Raw genomic sequence first — 17370 nt, forward strand, 5'->3', positions numbered from 1 at the left:
CGCGGCTTGGCGCAGGGCGACCGATAGCCTTCGCTCCATGACCGTTGCGCTCACTTCCGGCAGGACCCGCCGGGCCGGCCTCGCACTCGCCGCCGCCTCCGCCGGGCTCCTCGTCCTCTCCGCCTGCGACAAGCCGACGCCTCTCGCGACCGTGACGGTCGGCACCGACTCCGTCCACACCGAGGCGTCCTGCCGCGGCGACGGCAAGCCGCTCCCCGAGGACAAGCTCACCAGCTGCCTCAGCGGCGTCAAGGACGCCAAGTCGATCGACTACGCGCCCGGCTCGACCCTGCGTCTCGGCGTCGACCCGAAGGTCGTCGAGAACGGCGGCAAGTGGATCGCGCTGCTCGACGGCAGCCCGATCACCGAGGCGTCCGACCAGACGTACCGCAGCTTCCCCGGCGCCGACGTCTTCTCCACCGGCGGGCAGGGCGCCGCGCCGAAGGAGAAGAAGGTGAGCATCATCCAGCTCAACAAGGACAGCAAGCCGGAGTCGGTCTGGAGCTTCACCCTCAAGCGCACCAGCTCCTGACGCGTGGGCCGCGCCTGATGCGTGTACTGGTCGCGACCGCGGTGGCGGCGGAGGCGGACTCCGTCGCCGCCGGCCTCGCCGTAGCCGGATACGCGCGCCTGGGCCAGGAGAGCGTCCGGCGCACCCCGTCCGACGGGCCGGGGCCGGCCCCTTCGCCGCTGGTGCGCCACGGCCGCGCGGGGCACGAGATCGAGGTGTACGCGGTGGGCGTGGGCCCGGCGGCGGCCGCCGCCGGCACCGCCCTTGCCCTCGGCCGGCGCCCCGGTCACGACCTGGTGCTCTCGGCCGGCATCGGCGGCGGCTTCCCCGGCGCCGCGCCGCTCGGCTCGCTCGTCGTGTCCTCGTCGATCATCGCAGCGGACCTGGGCGCCGGCTCACCCGAGGGCTTCATCCCCGTCACGGAGCTCGGCTTCGGGCGCCACGAGGTGGACGTACACGACGCTCTCGCCCGCCACGCGACGCGCGCGCTGGGCGCCGCGCGCGGCCCGGTCCTCACCGTGACCACCGCCACCGGCACCGCCGGGCGCGCCGCCGAGCTGCTGGCCCGCCACCCGGGCGCTCTGGCCGAGGCGATGGAGGGCTTCGGCGTCGCCGAGGCCGCCGACCAGTACGGCCTGCCGGTCCTGGAGATCCGCGCGATCTCCAACGCGATCGGGCCGCGTGACCGTTCGGCCTGGCGGATCGGCGACGCGCTCGCCGCCCTCACCGGGGCGTTCGAGAAGCTGCCCGCCGTACTGGAGAGTTGGACGACCGCATGGGAGCGTGGAACGACACATGAGCACTGAACCGGCGCTGAAGATCGCGTTCTCCCCCTGCCCGAACGACACCTTCGTCTTCGACGCGTGGGCGCACGGCCGGGTGCCGGGCGCGCCCGCCCTCGACGTGACGTTCGCGGACATCGACATCACCAACGGCATGGCCGAGCGCGGCGAATTCGACGTACTCAAGGTGTCGTACGCGGTGCTGCCGTGGATCCTCGACGAGTACGCGCTGCTGCCGTGCGGCGGCGCGCTCGGCCGGGGCTGCGGCCCGCTGGTCCTCACCCGCGAGCCCGCAACGGACTTGACGGGCAAGGTGGTCGCCGTGCCGAGCGAGAAGTCGACGGCGTACCTGCTGTTCCGGCTGTGGGCCGCGGACGTCCTGCCTGGCGGGGTCGGCGAGGTCGTCGTCATGCCGTTCCACGAGATCATGCCGGCGGTGCGCGACGGCAAGGTGGATGCCGGGCTCGTCATCCACGAGGCCCGGTTCACCTATCAGAACTACGGGCTGCACTGCCTGGCCGACATGGGTGAGTACTGGGAGACGGCCACCGGTCTTCCCATCCCGCTCGGCGCGATCATCGCCAAGCGCTCGCTGGGCGCGGACACGCTGCGCCGGCTCGCCGAGTCCGCCCGCGCCTCCGTGCGGCTGGCCTGGGACGACCCGGAGGCGTCCAGGCCCTATGTGCGCGAGCACGCCCAGGAGATGGACCCGGCGGTGGCCGACCGGCACATCGGGCTCTACGTCAACGAGTTCACCGCCGACCTCGGCGAGGACGGCTACGCGGCGGTACGCGGCCTGCTCACCCGCGCGGCGGCCGAAGGGCTCGTACCCGCCCTCGGCCCCGACGCGCTGTCGTTCGGCTAGGGGGTGTCTGGTGGATCAGGGTCGCCCCCGGCCATGGTCCACCAGACACCCCCTAGCGGAGGGCGCCACCCGGGCGCCGCGCGGCCGGCTCACACGTCCAGCTGGTCGGCGACCGCCCGCAGCAGGCCGCCGATCTTCTTGCCGGCCGCCTTGTCGGGGTAGCGGCCCTTCTCCAGCATCGGCGTGATGTTCTCCAAAAGGGTCGTCAAGTCCTGCACGATGGAGGCCAGTTCGTCGGGCTTGCGGCGCTGGGCGGCGGCCACCGAGGGCGCCGGGTCGAGGACCGTGACGGACAGCGCCTGGTCACCGCGCTGCCCGGCGACGACGCCGAACTCGACGCGCTGCCCGGGCTTCAGGGCCTCGACTCCGGTGGGAAGCACGGAGGAGTGCACGAAGACGTCGCCGCCGTCGTCACGGGAGAGAAAGCCGAAGCCCTTCTCGCTGTTGAACCACTTGACCTTGCCGGTAGGCACGTCTGTCCTCGTCCTCGTACTCGTCGTTGGGTGCGGGGCGCCGAAAGAAACGCTCTCGATAGCGCTGCGGCGAGCCTCCTGCCGGCCCGCCCGCACCAAGGCTAATGGCCCAGGAGCCGCTGACAAGACCGTTCGGGGCTGTCCTCAACAGCAGGGAACTACCCTGGACGGGTGAGTACCGAAACCCAGCCCAGGACCGACCGCGACACCCCCACCACCGGTGATCGGCTGGTTCGCGTCGGCGTCGTGGTGTTCTTCGTCGGCGCGCTCGCCACGCTGGTCACGGTGGCGCCGCTGTTCCTGGACGTCCGCCCGTTCCCGTCCTACGCCTATCTGATCTGCATGCTGATGGGCGTCGGCTTCCTGATCGCGGGGGCGGGCGTGCTGCTGACCATCGCCGAGCAGCGCCGCGCGGCCCGCGGCTGAGGCGCCCCGCGTCGGCGCGGACCCGGCCGGTCCGCGCGGGGGCGGACGCCCGCGCTGTCAAGCGGCTTCGGTGACGTACGCCTTCAACCAGGCCGGAAATGACGTCAGATCGTCCAGGACGACGTCCGCGCCGGCCTCGCGCAGGTCGGCCGCGCTGATCGGACCGGTCGGCACCGCCACCGAAAGGGCGCCCGCCGCGCGCGCCCCGAGCACATCGCCGAGGTGGTCGCCGACGTATATCGCCGCGCCGTGCTCGCGCAGCGCGACCGCCTTCGCCTCGGCCCACAGGCCCCCGACCACCTCGTCCGGCGCGATGCCCAGGTGGTCCAGGTGCATCCTGGCCTGCGGCGCGTTCTTCGCGGTGACCACGACGGCCCGGCCGCCGAGCTCCTGGACCGCGCGGACGGCGTCGGCCGCGCCCGGCAGCGCGGGCGTGGGCAGGATCGCGCGTGTGGGGTAGATCTCACGGTATTTGAGGACCATCGCGGCGATGTGCTCCTCGGCGAACCAGTGCCGCAGTTCCCAGTCGAGCGGCGGCCCGAGCCGGCTGACGGCCTGGTCGGCGTCGATGTAGGTGCCGGTCGTGGCGGAAAGCTCCTGGTAGACGGCGTGAATGCCGGGCCGGGAGTCGATGAGTGTCATGTCGAGGTCGAAGCCGACCGTGGGCGCGTCGAGAGGCATGGAGGCCATTGTGCCCAGGTGGGCGGGGTGGCCGGCCCCGTGGCCAGACCACGGCCGCCGACCGTGCCGGCGGCCCTGCCCGGACCGCCGGATCCCGCCCCGGCCGCCCGGTCCCGCCCGGACCGCCGAGTCCCGCCCGGACCGCCGGGCCCCACCCGGGCCACCCGGCCCCACCCCGGCCGACCTGGGGCTACGCTCCGGCCCGGCGGGCGCGCCACACCAGGAACGCCGCCGACGACACCGCCGCGATCCTGATCAGCCACGGCCACATCCCGGTCAGCGCGTCCCCCATCGCGCCCTCCGCGATCGGGGTGCCCCACCGGCCGTTCTGGCGGCCCCAGAGCCACACCAGGCCGCCGAGCAGCGTCAGGCCAGGCATGCCGAACACCGCCCATTTGGACTCCGCGCGGCTCAGCCTGCGGGAGGCGTACGCGAGGAGCCAGCCCGCGCCCAGCGCGAGCCACAGGCCGAACAGCGCGCCGGCCACCAGCAGCGCGGCCGCGAGGAGCAGGAGGGGGTTGCGCGGGCCCGGCCGCGCCCCGCCCTCGCGGCGCCGGCCCGGACGCGGGAGCAGGCGCCTGCGCGGGGCGACCTCGACGCCGATGTCCTCCTCCGACGCGCCGGCCCCCGCCTCCTCGTCCCGGGCCTCGTCCCCCGCCTCCTCCTCGTCGACCGGCGGCGGCTTCAGTATTTCGGGGATCTCGACTCCGCCCACGAACCCGGGCACGAAGTCCCCGCCCAGCGGTTCGGCGGGCCCGAGCCGCCACCAGTCGGGTTCGACGCCCTGCGTGCCGAGCTCGTCCAGGCCGGCGAGGTGCGGCGGGGCCGGGACGACCGGGGGTGTCTCGTCCGTCCGGCGCGGACGGGGAACGCGTTTGTTCCGGCCGGGGAAGAGCCGGTCGCGCTGCACCGGCACGCTCGGTCCGGCGGCGTCACCGCCACCGGGCCCGTCACTGCCTCCGGAAGCGAATCGGGCCCGCCCGGAGGCGAAACGGGAGGCACCTTCGGAGCGGGAGCCGGACCCGTGACGGTTGCCAACTCCGGACCCGGGTTCGGAGTTGCCACCCAAACCGGCACCAGCACCGGACCCCGAGCCGGACCCGACCCCGGAGACCGGTTCAGCGGCACCAGCGTCGGCACCGGCCCCACCACCCGAACCCGGGCCCGCCTTCGAGGCACCCCCCCCCCCCACGTCGCCGCCCGCCCCGCTCCCGGACCCACGCGACCCCGACTTCCCAGTTCCCCAACCCCGGCCAAGCCCCCACCCCGAGCCCGCACCCGCACCCGCCTCCGAGCCCCCCGCCCCCGCGTCGCCGCCCGCCCCGCTCCCGGACCCACGCGACCCCGGCTTCCCCATCCCCCAGCCCCGACCCGAACCCGAACCCGAACCCGTACCCGACCCCGAGGCACCCACATCCGCCCCGTCGCCCGGCCCGCGCGACCCCGGCTTCCCCGTCCCCCGACCCCGGCCGAGCCCCCACCCCGAGCCCGCACCCGCATCCGCATCCACACCCGCATCCGGGGCATCCGCACCCGCACCCAGCGGACCCGCCCCCGGCGACCCCGTCGCCGCCTCCACGACCTTCTCCGGCGTGCCGAAGCGGGCCAGGACGCGGCGGACCGTCGCCGGGGTCTCATTGGTGGTTTTCGCCCGCTGCTTGTCGATCTCCTCGCGCAGTGACGACACCAGGCGCATCCGGTCCCCGGAGGGCAGGTGCCGTCGCTGGGCCAGGTCGCCGACCCGGCTCAGGTAGTCGTAGACCAGCTGGTCGCTCTCGATCCCCACGCGCTTCCCCTCCGCGAGCCCGCCCCGCAGCCGCCCAAAGAGCCGCCGTCCGCCGGTCCGGACACGTTTCGGACACCGGCTCCGGGTCCTGACGGTAGCGCGCACGGGCTACCGTGGGGCGGATGGGGACCGGCGAGCGCAATCAGGAGGCGCACGTGTCCGAAGGAACGACCGGCGCGACGAGCGGGGCCGACTCGGCGTCCCGTACGACGGGTTCGGCATCCCGCACGACGGCCTCGGCGCCCCGCGCCGCCGCCTCGGCACCCCGTACCCTCGCCGAGTCCCTGCGCGCCCGCCCCGACGACTCCCTCGCCGCGCTGCTGCGGGCCCGCCCCGACCTGCTCTCCCCCGTGCCGGGCGACCTCACCCAGCTGGCCACCCGGGCCGGCACCAGGGCCTCGGTGGTACGGGCCCTGGAACGGCTCGACACGTTCGCCCTCCAGACCGCCCAGGCCCTCGCGGTGGCGCCCGACCCGGCCCCGTACGAGGCGGTGCGCGCCCTGCTCGCCGGGGACGACGGCGACGCGGAGGTCGAGCGGGCGCTGCCCGGCGCGCTCGCGGCGCTGCGCGAGCAGGCGCTGGTGTGGGGCGGCGACGACCGGCTGCGGCTGGTGCGCACCGCGCGTGAACTGCTCGCCCCCTCCCCCACGCACCCCTCGCCCACCGGCCTCGGCCCGACCGTCGTGGAGGCGACGGCGGGGATGTCGCCGGGCCGCGTCCAGGAGATCCTTCAGGCCGCCGGGCTCCCGGCCACGCACGATCCGGTGTCCGCCGTCGCCGCGCTGACCGCGCTGTTCACCGACCGGGAACGCATGGCGGCGCTCCTTGACACCGCGCCGTCCGACGCGCTGACCGTCCTCGACCGGCTGGTGTGGGGGCCGCCGTACGGCGAGGTGTCGGCCGATCCGCCGCCGCCGGTGCGCTGGTTGCGCGATCACGGCCTGCTGCTTCCGGCGTCCGCGCGCACGGTGGTGCTGCCGCGCGAGGTGGCCCTGCATCTGCGCGCCGGGCGCGCGCACCGCACCACCGCGCCGGTGGCGCCCGCCGTCGCGCCGTTGCGCGAGTACCGTCCACAGGTTGTGGACGCGGCGGCGGCCGGCCAGGCGTTCACCGCCCTGACCACCGTCGAGGACCTGCTCGCGGAGTGGAACGAGGGCGGCCCCGCCGTGCTGCGCGCCGGCGGCCTGTCCGTACGCGACCTCAAGCGCACCGCGACCGCCCTCGACGTCTCGGAGCCGATCGCCGCGTTCTGGCTCGAACTCGCTTACGCGACAGGCCTGTTGGCGTCCGACGGCGAGGCGGACGAGCGGTACGCGCCGACGCCCGAGTACGACGAATGGCTCGACCTGCCGCCCGCCGAGCGCTGGGCACGGCTCGCGGTGGCCTGGCTCGCCGCGACCCGCACCGCCGGGCTCGTCGGCGAGCAGGACAGCAAGGGGCGTACGCTCTCCGCGCTCGGCCCCGACCTCGACCGGTCCGCCGCGCCCGAGGTGCGCCACCGCGTCCTCGCCCTGCTCGACACGCTGCCCGAGGCGACCTCGCCCGAGCCCCAGTCGCTCCTGGCCCGGCTGCGCTGGGAGCGCCCGGCCCGCAGCGGCCCCGACGACCTGCGCTCGCGGCTGGCCGAATGGGCGCTGTCCGAGGCGGAGTTGCTGGGCGTGACCGGCCGGGGCGCACTCACCACGCACGGCCGCGCGCTGCTCACCGCGACGACCGGCGCCGCCGAACGCGAAAGTGGACGCGAAAGTGGACGCGAAGGGCCCGCGTCGGCGGCCGGGCTCGCGGCGCGGGCCCTCGCGCCGCATCTGCCCGAGCCCGTCGACCACGTCCTGCTCCAGGCGGACCTCACGGCCGTCGCGCCGGGCCCGCTGCGGCGGCCGCTCGCGGCGATGCTCGGGGTGCTCGCGGACATCGAGTCCAAGGGCGGCGCCACGGTCTACCGCTTCACCGCCCAGTCGGTGCGCCGCGCCCTCGACGCCGGCCGGACCGCCTCCGACCTCCAGGCCTTCCTCACCGAGCACAGCCGCACACCGGTGCCGCAGCCGCTCAGCTATCTCATCGACGACGTGGCCCGCAGACACGGCCACCTGCGGGTGGGCGCGGCTTCGGCGTACGTACGCTGCGACGACGAGGCGATGCTCGGCGAGATCCTGGCCGACCGGCGCAGCCAGGCCCTCCGGCTGCGCCGCCTCGCGCCGACCGTCCTGGCCACCACCGCCGAGCCCGCCGCACTGCTCGACGGGCTGCGCTCGATGGGGTACGCCCCGGCCGCCGAGTCCGCCGAGGGCGACGTCCTGATCACCCGCGCCGACGCCCGCCGCACACCGCGCAGGACCGCCCCCGCGCCCGTGCCGGACGGCCCTCCACTGCCGGACGGCACGCTGCTGGACGCGGCGGTGCGGGCGATCCGGGCGGGGGACACGGCGGCCACGGTCGTCCGCAAGGACAAGCCCGAGGCGGCCCGCGCGGACGGATCCCTGCCGCGCACGTCGTCGGCGGAGACGCTGGCGACGGTGCAGGCGGCGGTGATGACCGGGTCGGCGGTGTGGATCGGGTACGTCAACGCGGAGGGGGCGGCGAGCCAGCGGGTCATCGCGCCGGTGCGGGTGGAAGGGGGTTTCGTGACGGGCTACGACCACACGGCCGACGAGATCCGCACGTACCCCCTCCACCGCATCACCGGCGTATCCGAACTGGCCTGACCCCCACCGTCAGCCCAGCTCTGCCACGGCGATCACGGCGGCCACGGTCAGAACTGGTTGCCCAAGTCGTGGACCTGGTCCATGGTGGCCCTGCTGCTCGCCTGCGAGAGCGTGCTCGTGGCCTGGTCCAGAGCCTGGTCACGGGCGGCCCTGAGCTTCGCGTAGGTGTCGGGGCTGGCGTCTTCGACCCGCTTGAGGACGTCCGCGACCTCGCCGGCCTTCTGCGCCGTCGCCACGCCTCCGAGGACCGTCGAAGTAACCTTGGCCGCCACCTTGATGCCAGGATGCGGGATGACATTCGCAGCGGCGCCGATGGCCGCGCCCGCCGCCCCGGAGCCGACGAAAGTCCCCTCCAATTCCCGCTTCTTCGACTCCAGCGAATCATTGAATTGACTCATGAGCTTCCTTCCCTCCTCCGGGCTCACCTGGCGCGCGGCATCCTCCACCTTCCGGCGCACGGTGTCTTCACCCTCAAGCATCACCCAGGCACCCCAACGGGCCACTTCCGACAAGTTGTCCACACTCGGAAGAGGCTGGGTGAGTGCGTCGACCCGGCCGGTGACTGCCGACTGCACGCCGCTCCCAAGCCCCGTCAGGAACGGGTTTTCCGGCGTCCTTTCGGCCATCTCTTTCCGGGCGAACTTCGACAGCGGGTCAGCGGCGAACCCACGCCCCGGGCCGCCCGGTGCCTGCCCGCGACCCGGACCGGCCAGGGACTGTCCGAAATTGCCCACACTCGGCTGCCGCTGGTTCATCTGCCGCAGCATCTCGGTCGGCGTGGGACGAGCGGACTGCCCCGTCACCCCCGAGAGGGACTGGATGACCTGCATACAGATGACGTTGGCCAATTCCGCCGCGCCAACTTTGCTGTCCTCATAGGAAAGTTCTGTGTCACTGCCCACGAGTTTCGCGATCACATCGGTGGCCTTGAACTCCACCGTGGCCGACGCCCTCATACTGAGAGCGTCGCCCAGAATGGTTTCGGCGGTTTTGGTTATCGAGACGCTGTACTTCCCGAGGAATTCCCGGACGCTCTGCTCGTTGCCCAAATCCCGCTTGCTCTCCGGATTCTGCGCGTCCCGGACACTCACCCGCCGCTGGACCGCGCCCTCGACCGGGCCCGCGCCGCCTTCGGCGGGTGCCTCGGCGTGCTGCGTCAGCGACGTGCCGCTGCGCATCACCCGCGTCGCGTTGGCCTCCGCTTCGCGCTCGAAACGGTCGCCGGGGTCACTGACGGAGAGCCCCTGACCGTTGTCGGTCCCCGCGACCGGGCCCCGGCGCTGCTGGATGACGTGGGTGAGTTCATGAGCCAGGGTGTGCTTGTCGCCACCGCCCTCACCGATGACGACGTGGTTCCCACTGGTGTAGGCCCGGGCGCCGACTTCGGCGGCGGAGGCTCTGGCGGCGCTGTCGTTGTGGATGCGGACGTCGGAGAAGTCGGCGCCGAGCCGGCCTTCCATGTCCGCGCGTGTCGCGTCGTCCAGGGTCTGCCCGCCGGAGCGCAGGACGTCGTGGACCGCCGAGTGCTGAACGGAGGGCTCCTGATGCCCGCAGCCGGCGCCGTGCTGGTGCTGCTCCGGTTGGGCCCAGGCGTGACCGGCCGCCCGGAGCATCTGGACGACGGCCGCGTTACCGGCGGTGCCGTGCAGGGCGAGGAGCCCGGCAGCTGTGCCACTGCCACGGCCGGGAACCCTGGCGGCGGAGCGGGCGGGCGTCTTGCCCACGGGAGTCTGGGTCTGGTCGTTGGCGCGCATGGGGTCCTCTCGCGAGCTGCCGCTCGCGGTGCCGGGCCCGGGGAACCGAGCCGACGGGCATCGGCGGGGCTCCATGGGGGAACGTGGAACGGGGGAACACACGAGAGTTCCACCCCCCACCAACGTTCCCCTAACCCCTCCAAGCGCTCCGCGTTAGCAACCATTGACCCCACCCCCCGCGCCCCTTAAGGGGCGCGGGGAACTACGCGAGAAGCGACCACACCCCGCACCCGCAAACCAACCAGCCCCCCCCAGGGGCGCGAGGAACTGCGCGAACGGCCACCCCCAACCCGCACCCGAAATCCAACCAAGGCCTCTCAGGGGCGCGGGGAACTGCGCAAAAGCATGCTGGCCCACGTTCAGAGCCCGGCCGCGCCCGACCCGCGCAAACGCACGCCGGCCCGCGCTCATAGCCCGGCCGCGCCCGACCCGCGCAAACGCACGCCGGCCCGCGCTCATAGCCCGCCCCGCACCCCGCCCAAGGGGCTAGTCGAGGTCCACCCGCCCGTCTTCACCCCGCCCCGCCTTGCCGGACAGCAGCCCCGGCAGCGAGAGCTGAGCCCCGCTCTTGGAGTCCGAGCCGGACCCGGACCCCGACCCGGACAGGTTCTGCCGGACGGAGTCCAGAATCGTCAACCCCTGCCCCACAAGCCCCGCCGCGATCTCGCCCAACCCGTCCGCCCCATTGAGCACGTTGACGTTCGCCCCGGCCAGCCCGCCCGCCGCCTCCTTGACGATCTGCGGCAGCTGGTCGATGAGCATGCGGTCGAGCGCGACCCGGTCGTACGACGCCGCCGCCTCCGCCTGGATCTTCATCCGCTCGGCCTCGGCGATCGCCAGCACCTTGATGCGCTCGGCCTCGGCCTGCGCCGGCTTGACGATCTCGGCGACCAGCTGCTGCTGGCGGAGCTCGGCCGCGCGCTGGGCCAGTTCGGTCTGCGCGGCCAGCACCTCCTGCTGCGCGTGCGCCTGGGCCAGCGGCCCGGCCTGAGCGGCTTGCGCCTGCGCCCGGTCGATCTCGGCCGAGTACTCGGCCTTCACGACCGCCGTCTGCCGCGCGTACTCCGCCTGGTTGCGCGCCGCGACCTGCTCGGCCTCGACCGACGCCTGCGTGGCCTGCGCCTGGGCGATCTGCGCGGCCCGCTGGATGGCCGCCTTGTGCGGCGCGGACATCGCGTCGATGTAGCCGACGTCACCGTCGTCGATGGACTGGATCTGGAGCGAGTCCACGATCAGGCCGATCTTGGCCATCTCCGTCTTCGACGTCTCAAGGACCTCGGCCGCGAGCTTCTGCCGCTCGGTGACGATCTCCTCGACGGTCATCGAGCCGATGATGGACCGCAGGTGACCGGCGAAGATCCGCCCGGTCAGCACCGACATCTGGTCCTGGTCGGACAGGAAGCGCTGGCCGGCGTTGACGATCGACTCGTTGTCGTTGCCGACCTTGAACGCGATGACGGCCCGCACGTGCAGCGCGATGCCCTGCTTGGTCACGCACGTCTCGGTGACCTCCGCCTCGCACATCGAGAGCGTCAGGAAGCGGGTCTTGCGGAAAATGGGCAGGACGAACTTGCCGTGGCCGGTCACGACGCGGAACGGGGCTCCCCCGAGACCACGCCTGCCACCGGAGATCAGCATCGCCTCGTCTGGGGCGGGCACCCGGTAACCGAACATCCTCTGTCTCCTTAGAAACGGCGTCTCAGCCCGCGTCAGCGGGAAGATCGCCCAACGCGTCCAACGGATCGGCCCACTCGATGACGTCCACCTGGCGCGTGCCACGGGATCCGATCACGAGCACGGTCACCCCCTTCGGCAGGGGTTCCTGGGACCAGGCGAGGAAGGCCTCCGTGCCGCCTCTGACGCTCACCACGACCTCGCCGGGGCCGGCGGTTCCCCGGGTGGCGACGAGCAGCACTCCGGGGCAGCCGACAACGGCGTCGTCCTGTTCCACGGCCTGGCGCCCCCCATCGTTCTGGTCCTGGATTCCAGACCTTAGACCCGCTGGGATCATCCGCCCATCCTTGGGCCCCCTTGTGTTGGCGTCCGGTGCTGAAGCCCGGGCGGACGCCCGTGCCGGAGCCTCAGTCGTGGATGTTCGCGCCCCACATCAGCGCGACGGCCATGAGAAGGACCATGAGCCCGGCGGCGAAGAGCTTCACAAGCAGGAACCCCGCCGTGGCGCCCCCCGCCGCCAGCCAGATCCGCAGGGCGCGCAGGCGGCGCCGGTGCGGGATCAGCCAGCTGCTGAGGACCAGCCCGGCGGGCACCGCGTAGAGCAGCACGAGGTACTCCGATCGCCAGATCCCCGGTAGGAGCGAGACGTCGACCCAGATGGACAGGGCCAGGCCCAGGGTGCACACCGCGGGCGCGATCCACCACAGTCCGTCCGGACCGTCCGCCGCGAGCCACCGCCCTGCCGCGGCCGGCCGCCCCTGTCCCGGGTGGCCGTGACCGTGGCCGTGGCCGTAGGGGCCCCACTGCGTCGTCCGCGTCGTCGTCATGCCCCCATCCCACCGCCGCCCCGCCCGCCCCGGCACCGTCCGCGCACTCATGGGGTACTCATCCGCACGGCCCGGCTACTCATCCGTACGCCTGCGTACGCCTCCGTACGCCGCCGGGCGCCCCGCACGGGCGCGGGATGCGGCAGACTGGAAGTTTGCCCGCCCTCCCCGGGTGGCCATCCGTCGGAAGGACACGCCCCAGGTGACCGGACCACTCATCGTCCAGAGCGACAAGACCCTGCTCCTGGAGGTCGACCACGACCAGGCCGACGCCTGCCGTCGTGCCATCGCGCCCTTCGCCGAGCTGGAGCGCGCGCCCGAGCACATCCACACCTACCGTGTGACGCCGCTGGGCCTGTGGAACGCGCGGGCCGCCGGGCACGACGCGGAGCAGGTCGTCGACGCGCTGGTGGAGTACTCGCGCTACCCGGTCCCGCACGCCCTGCTCGTCGACATCGCCGAGACGATGGCCCGCTACGGCCGCCTGACCCTCTCCAAGCACCCCACCCACGGCCTGGTCCTGACCTCGACCGACCGGCCCGTGCTGGAGGAGATCCTGCGCTCGAAGAAGGTCACGCCGCTGGTCGGCGCCCGCATCGACCCGGACACGGTCGCCGTGCACCCCTCCGAGCGCGGCCAGATCAAGCAGACCCTGCTCAAGCTCGGCTGGCCCGCCGAGGACCTGGCCGGATACGTCGACGGCGAGGCGCACCCCATCGACCTCGCGGAGGACGGCTGGGCGCTGCGCCCGTACCAGAAGCAGGCCGTCGAGGGGTTCTGGCACGGCGGCAGCGGCGTGGTCGTGCTGCCGTGCGGCGCGGGCAAGACGCTGGTCGGCGCGGGCGCGATGGCCGAGGCGAAGGCGACCACGCTGATCCTGGTCACCAACACCGTCTCGGCCCGCCAGTGGAAGCACGAGCTGGTCAAGCGCACCAGCCTGACCGAGGACGAGATCGGCGAGTACAGCGGCACGAAGAAGGAGATCCGCCCGGTCACCATCGCCACGTACCAGGTGCTGACCACCCGCCGTAAGGGCGTCTACGCGCACCTGGAGCTGTTCGACTCGCGCGACTGGGGCCTGATCGTCTACGACGAGGTGCACCTGCTGCCCGCGCCGGTCTTCAAGTTCACCGCCGACCTCCAGGCCCGCCGCCGCCTCGGCCTGACCGCGACGCTGGTGCGCGAGGACGGCCGCGAGTCGGACGTGTTCTCCCTCATCGGGCCGAAGCGCTTCGACGCGCCGTGGAAGGAGATCGAGGCGCAGGGCTACATCGCGCCCGCCGACTGCGTCGAGGTCCGCGTCAACCTGACCGACGCCGAGCGCCTGGCGTACGCGACGGCCGAGACGGAGGAGAAGTACCGCTTCTGTGCGACGACCGCGACGAAGCGGAAGGTCACGGAGGCGCTGGTACGGAAGTTCGCGGGCCAGCAGATCCTCGTGATCGGCCAGTACATCGACCAACTCGACGAGCTGGGCGAGCACTTGAACGCGCCGGTCATCAAGGGCGAGACGTCCAACGCCCAGCGCGAGAAGCTGTTCGGCGCCTTCCGCGAGGGCGAGATCAGCGTGCTCGTGGTGTCCAAGGTGGCGAACTTCTCGATCGACCTGCCGGAGGCGACGGTCGCCATCCAGGTGTCGGGCACGTTCGGCTCCCGCCAGGAGGAGGCCCAGCGCCTGGGCCGTGTGCTGCGCCCGAAGGCGGACGGCCACCAGGCGCACTTCTACTCGGTGGTGGCCCGCGACACCATCGACCAGGACTTCGCCGCCCACCGCCAGCGCTTCCTGGCCGAACAGGGCTACGCCTACCGGATCATGGACGCGGACGAACTCCTCGCGGGCAACTGAGCGGCGGCGCCCGTCCGGCCCCGGCGGGTCCGCACCGCCCGGGCGCCGGCCCACCCCACCACCGCGAGCGCGACCAGCGGGTAGGGGGATGCCAACGGCTGCTGCCACAGCGGCAGTTGGAGGTCGCGTTCGCCCGCGTGCGGTACGAGCCACAGGGTGCGGGCGGTGAAGACGGCGGCGAGCAGGACGGCCGTACGCGTCCGCCCCTCGGCCGCCGTCAGCGCGATCAGCGGGACGCACCACACCCAGTGGTGCGACCAGCTGATGGGGCAGACGAGCAGCGCGGTGAACGCGCTCACCAACAGCGCCCACCGCTCGTCGGCACGCCGGGCACCCCACAACCCGACGCCCCCCACGACCACCGCGCCCACGGCCCACACCGCCCCCGGCGCGGGTGTGTGCAGCAGCCGCGCGAGCAGCCCCCGCAACGACTGGTTGTCGACGATCCAGACCTTGCCGACGCGGCCGGTCTCGAACAGGCGCCGGGTGAAGAACTCGACGGTGGCGCCCGGCCGTACGAGCGCGCCGGTCAGCACGGTCGCGGCGAACCCCGCAAGCGCGACGGCGGCCTCCCTGCGCTGCCCGCGCACGAGCAGATGCAGCACGAAGAAGAGCGGCGTGATCTTGATCCCGGCGGCGACGCCTACCGCGAACCCCTTGCCACGGGCGCCCTCGGGACGGGACAGGTCGCCGAGCACGAGGCAGGCGAGCGCGAGGTTGATCTGCCCGAAGAGCAGGGTCTGGAAGGCGGGTTCGAGCCACAGGGCGAGCGCGGTGGCCGCGAAGACGTACGTGCCCCGGGGCCGGACGCCCGCGAACCGGCAGGACAGCACCACGAGCAGGGCGGTCAACGCGGCGTTGCCGACGACGAAGGCGACTTTGAGCGCGACGGTCGGCACATACGCGGCGGGCACGAACAGCAGCGCGGCGAACGGCGGGTAGGTGGCGGGCAGGTGCCACGCGGTGACGGTGAACCCGTACAGAGAGGTGCCGTGCGCGACGGCGGCGCCTTCCGCCCGGTAGACCAGGGCGTCCGCCATGGGGACGCGCAGCGCGACGCAGAGCGCGGTGAGCGCGGCCAGTGAGAGCGCGAGGAGCGTGAGCGCGGCGGCGCGCGGTGAACGGTCGGTCACACGAGGTGACCCTAGCGGCGCGGCCGGTCAGGACGGGCGTCGCGCGCCCGGGAGGCCGGGGCGGGCCGGAGCGGACATCAGCGCGGACGCCTGCGCACCCCGGCCTCCTCGGCGAACTCGCCCATGACCACGACGCTGAACGCGGCGCCGGCCAGGACCTTGGCGGCCCGGACCGCGTCGCCGATCTTGTGGGTACGGTGGGGGGCGGCGGAGCTGACGGAGGGGGCCGGGGCCTGGGGGAAGGTCGCTGTAGTCATGCCTCCATGATGAATTTCGGACATCCCAGGCACATCACCCCCGGGGTTGAGCCTCTTGGCCCGACGCGTAGTCCTCTGGTCCGACCCCGTCCCCTACGGGTATGAGCCGCCGTCTCCACCTCGCAGATCACATCACCGCCCGCTGCCGGGCGACGGAGGAACGGAAGCGATGACAGCCGAACAGTTCGCCCAGCGCTTCGAGGAGCACCGGGGGCATCTGCGCGCGGTGGCGTACCGGATGCTCGGTTCGCTCAGCGAGGCCGAGGACGCGGTCCAGGAGGGCTGGCTGCGGGCCGGCCGCGCCGACAGCGACGCGGTCGACAATCTGGGCGGCTGGCTGACCACGATCGTCGCGCGGATCTGCCTCAACATGCTGCGGTCCCGGGCCGCCCGGCGCGAGGCGGCCCTCGACGTGGAGGAGTACGAATACGTCCACGTCCCCGATCCGCTCCTGGGCCCGGCCGACGGGCCCGACCCCGAGCGGGAGGCGCTGCTCGCGGATTCGGTGGGGCTGGCGATGATGGTGGTCCTGGAGACGTTGACGCCCGCCGAGCGGCTTGCCTTCGTGCTGCACGACATGTTCGCGGTGCCGTTCGAGGAGATCGCGACGATCGTCGGCCGGACGCCGGCCGCGACCCGCCAGCTGGCCAGCCGGGCACGCCGCCGGGTCCGGGACCAGACGCCGGCGCCCGCGCCCTCCCTCGACCGCGCGCGCCGCCGCGAGGTGGTGGACGCGTTCATCGCGGCGGCGCGGGGCGGCGACTTCGAGGCGCTGCTGGCGCTGCTCGATCCCGATGTGGTGCTGCGGGCGGACGCGGGTGCGGTCCCGGCGACGAAGGTCGTACGGGGTGCGCGTGCGGTGGCCGAACAGGCCTCCCTGTTCCGCCGGTTCGCCCTCCTCAGCCGTGCGGCCCTGGTCAACGGCGAGCCCGGCATCGTGGCGACGTCCCAGGGCCGGGTGATCTCGGTCCTGGCCTTCACCCTCTCCCCCGAAGCCCGAATCACCACCCTGACCATCCTGGCCGACCCGGCCCGCCTCTCCCCCCAGAACGCAACGTTCTGACCCCGGCCCTCCCCTAAACCCGCCGGGGGTTCCTCCGCCCGCAGACCGTGCGTGGCCGCTCGCGCAGTTCCCCGCGCCCCTGGCGGGTCTTGTGCGGGCCCGCACCGGCACCCTCAGCCCGTCCGGCCGAACGGGGTCTGGGGCGGAGCCCCAAGCCCGGGGGTTCCTCCGACTGTGGACCGTGGGTGGCTGGTCGCGCAGTTCCCCGCGCCCTTGGCAGGTCTTGTGCCGGCCCGCGCCCCTCCCCTAAACCCGCCGGAGGTTCCTCCGACCGCGGACCGTGCGTGGTTGCTCGCGCAGTTCCCCGCGCCCTGGCGGGTTGGGTGCTGGCCCGCACCGGCACCCTCAGCCCGTCCGGCGATTGAGGACGAGGCCGTTCAGGCCGAACGGGGTCTGGGGGCGGAGCCCCAGGGGCTTTCACCCCCGGCGGGTTTAGGGAAGGGGCGGGGAGGGGCCAGAACCGGGGTCTGGGGCAGAGCCCCAGGGCCCGCCCCCCGCGCGGCCCCCCCCCGCCCGGGGCCCCCCCCCCCGGGGGGGGCCCCGGGCCCCCCCGCCCCCCCCCGGGGGGGGGGGCCCGCCCCCCCGCCCCC

The 17370-nt window shown here is 73.5% G+C and carries 16 protein-coding genes; 7 read left to right on the plus strand and 9 right to left on the minus strand.

Annotated elements, in window-relative coordinates; translation table 11 throughout:
• Positions 1-37 precede the first annotated feature (37 nt).
• From ACFYM2_RS23260 to ACFYM2_RS23270, 3 genes are read left to right on the plus strand one after another with little or no spacing between them, the layout of a single operon-like run.
• Positions 38-532, plus strand: a complete 495-nt coding sequence (locus ACFYM2_RS23260; RefSeq protein WP_388838746.1) for a DUF2771 domain-containing protein — start codon at positions 38-40, stop codon at positions 530-532.
• A gap of 17 nt (positions 533-549) precedes the next feature.
• The gene (locus ACFYM2_RS23265) at positions 550-1317 is read left to right on the plus strand and encodes a futalosine hydrolase (RefSeq protein WP_388838749.1); all 768 of its coding nucleotides are present in this window, start codon (positions 550-552) and stop codon (positions 1315-1317) included.
• Positions 1307-2158, plus strand: coding sequence for a 1,4-dihydroxy-6-naphthoate synthase (locus ACFYM2_RS23270; protein ID WP_359008508.1), 852 nt, complete (start codon positions 1307-1309; stop codon positions 2156-2158). Before ACFYM2_RS23265 ends, ACFYM2_RS23270 begins: the two co-directional genes overlap by 11 nt.
• Before the next feature lie 89 nt (positions 2159-2247).
• On the opposite strand, the gene ACFYM2_RS23275 is transcribed toward ACFYM2_RS23270, so the two are convergent.
• Entirely contained in the window at positions 2248-2631 is a 384-nt protein-coding gene (locus ACFYM2_RS23275) for a cold-shock protein (RefSeq protein ID WP_350231858.1), read from the minus strand.
• Positions 2632-2802: 171 nt separating this feature from the next.
• On the opposite strand from ACFYM2_RS23275, the gene ACFYM2_RS23280 reads away from it, so the two are divergent.
• On the plus strand, positions 2803-3057 hold the full coding sequence (locus tag ACFYM2_RS23280) for a hypothetical protein (protein ID WP_359008735.1): 255 nt from the start codon (positions 2803-2805) through the stop codon (positions 3055-3057).
• 57 nt (positions 3058-3114) lie between these two features.
• On the opposite strand, the gene ACFYM2_RS23285 is transcribed toward ACFYM2_RS23280, so the two are convergent.
• Positions 3115-3747, minus strand: coding sequence for an HAD family hydrolase (locus ACFYM2_RS23285; protein ID WP_359008737.1), 633 nt, complete (start codon positions 3745-3747; stop codon positions 3115-3117).
• Positions 3748-3928: 181 nt separating this feature from the next.
• Positions 3929-4654 carry a hypothetical protein gene (locus ACFYM2_RS23290; protein WP_359008753.1) on the minus strand — a complete coding sequence of 242 codons (726 nt, stop codon included), beginning with the start codon at positions 4652-4654 and terminating at the stop codon, positions 3929-3931.
• Between the two features lie 992 nt (positions 4655-5646).
• Between ACFYM2_RS23290 and ACFYM2_RS23295 the strand changes: the two genes are divergently transcribed.
• Positions 5647-8226, plus strand: coding sequence for a helicase C-terminal domain-containing protein (locus ACFYM2_RS23295; protein WP_388838754.1), 2580 nt, complete (start codon positions 5647-5649; stop codon positions 8224-8226).
• A gap of 47 nt (positions 8227-8273) precedes the next feature.
• Here ACFYM2_RS23295 and ACFYM2_RS23300 read toward each other — a convergent pair whose 3' ends face one another.
• The 4 genes from ACFYM2_RS23300 to ACFYM2_RS23315 all read right to left on the minus strand — a co-directional run bounded on the left by ACFYM2_RS23300 (position 8274) and on the right by ACFYM2_RS23315 (position 12481).
• Complete coding sequence (locus ACFYM2_RS23300) at positions 8274-9980, minus strand: DUF4157 domain-containing protein (protein WP_388838757.1); 1707 nt, start codon at positions 9978-9980, stop codon at positions 8274-8276.
• Between the two features lie 486 nt (positions 9981-10466).
• On the minus strand, positions 10467-11654 hold the full coding sequence (locus ACFYM2_RS23305; protein ID WP_359008743.1) for an SPFH domain-containing protein: 1188 nt from the start codon (positions 11652-11654) through the stop codon (positions 10467-10469).
• 25 nt (positions 11655-11679) lie between these two features.
• Positions 11680-11931, minus strand: coding sequence for a hypothetical protein (locus ACFYM2_RS23310; protein ID WP_388838760.1), 252 nt, complete (start codon positions 11929-11931; stop codon positions 11680-11682).
• Positions 11932-12061: 130 nt separating this feature from the next.
• Positions 12062-12481: a hypothetical protein gene (locus ACFYM2_RS23315; protein ID WP_359008745.1), complete on the minus strand. Its 420-nt coding sequence runs from the start codon at positions 12479-12481 to the stop codon at positions 12062-12064.
• Between the two features lie 202 nt (positions 12482-12683).
• On the opposite strand from ACFYM2_RS23315, the gene ACFYM2_RS23320 reads away from it, so the two are divergent.
• Positions 12684-14327 carry a DNA repair helicase XPB gene (locus ACFYM2_RS23320; protein ID WP_350231849.1) on the plus strand — a complete coding sequence of 548 codons (1644 nt, stop codon included), beginning with the start codon at positions 12684-12686 and terminating at the stop codon, positions 14325-14327.
• Here ACFYM2_RS23320 and ACFYM2_RS23325 read toward each other — a convergent pair.
• Both ACFYM2_RS23325 and ACFYM2_RS23330 read right to left on the minus strand, forming a co-directional pair.
• The gene (locus ACFYM2_RS23325) at positions 14285-15460 is read right to left on the minus strand and encodes a glycosyltransferase 87 family protein (protein WP_388838764.1); all 1176 of its coding nucleotides are present in this window, start codon (positions 15458-15460) and stop codon (positions 14285-14287) included. The two genes, ACFYM2_RS23320 and ACFYM2_RS23325, sit on opposite strands and share 43 nt — an antisense overlap.
• Positions 15461-15537: 77 nt before the next feature.
• Entirely contained in the window at positions 15538-15717 is a 180-nt protein-coding gene (locus ACFYM2_RS23330) for a hypothetical protein (protein WP_359008747.1), read from the minus strand.
• Positions 15718-15886: 169 nt separating this feature from the next.
• On the opposite strand from ACFYM2_RS23330, the gene ACFYM2_RS23335 reads away from it, so the two are divergent.
• Positions 15887-16780 (plus strand): sigma-70 family RNA polymerase sigma factor, encoded by an 894-nt coding sequence (locus tag ACFYM2_RS23335; RefSeq protein WP_388838767.1) that lies wholly within the window; start codon positions 15887-15889, stop codon positions 16778-16780.
• The last annotated feature ends 590 nt before the right edge of the window (positions 16781-17370 follow it).

It is taken from the genome of Streptomyces sp. NPDC006711 (assembly GCF_042869775.1).
In the GTDB taxonomy this organism is placed as follows: Bacteria; Actinomycetota; Actinomycetes; order Streptomycetales; family Streptomycetaceae; genus Streptomyces.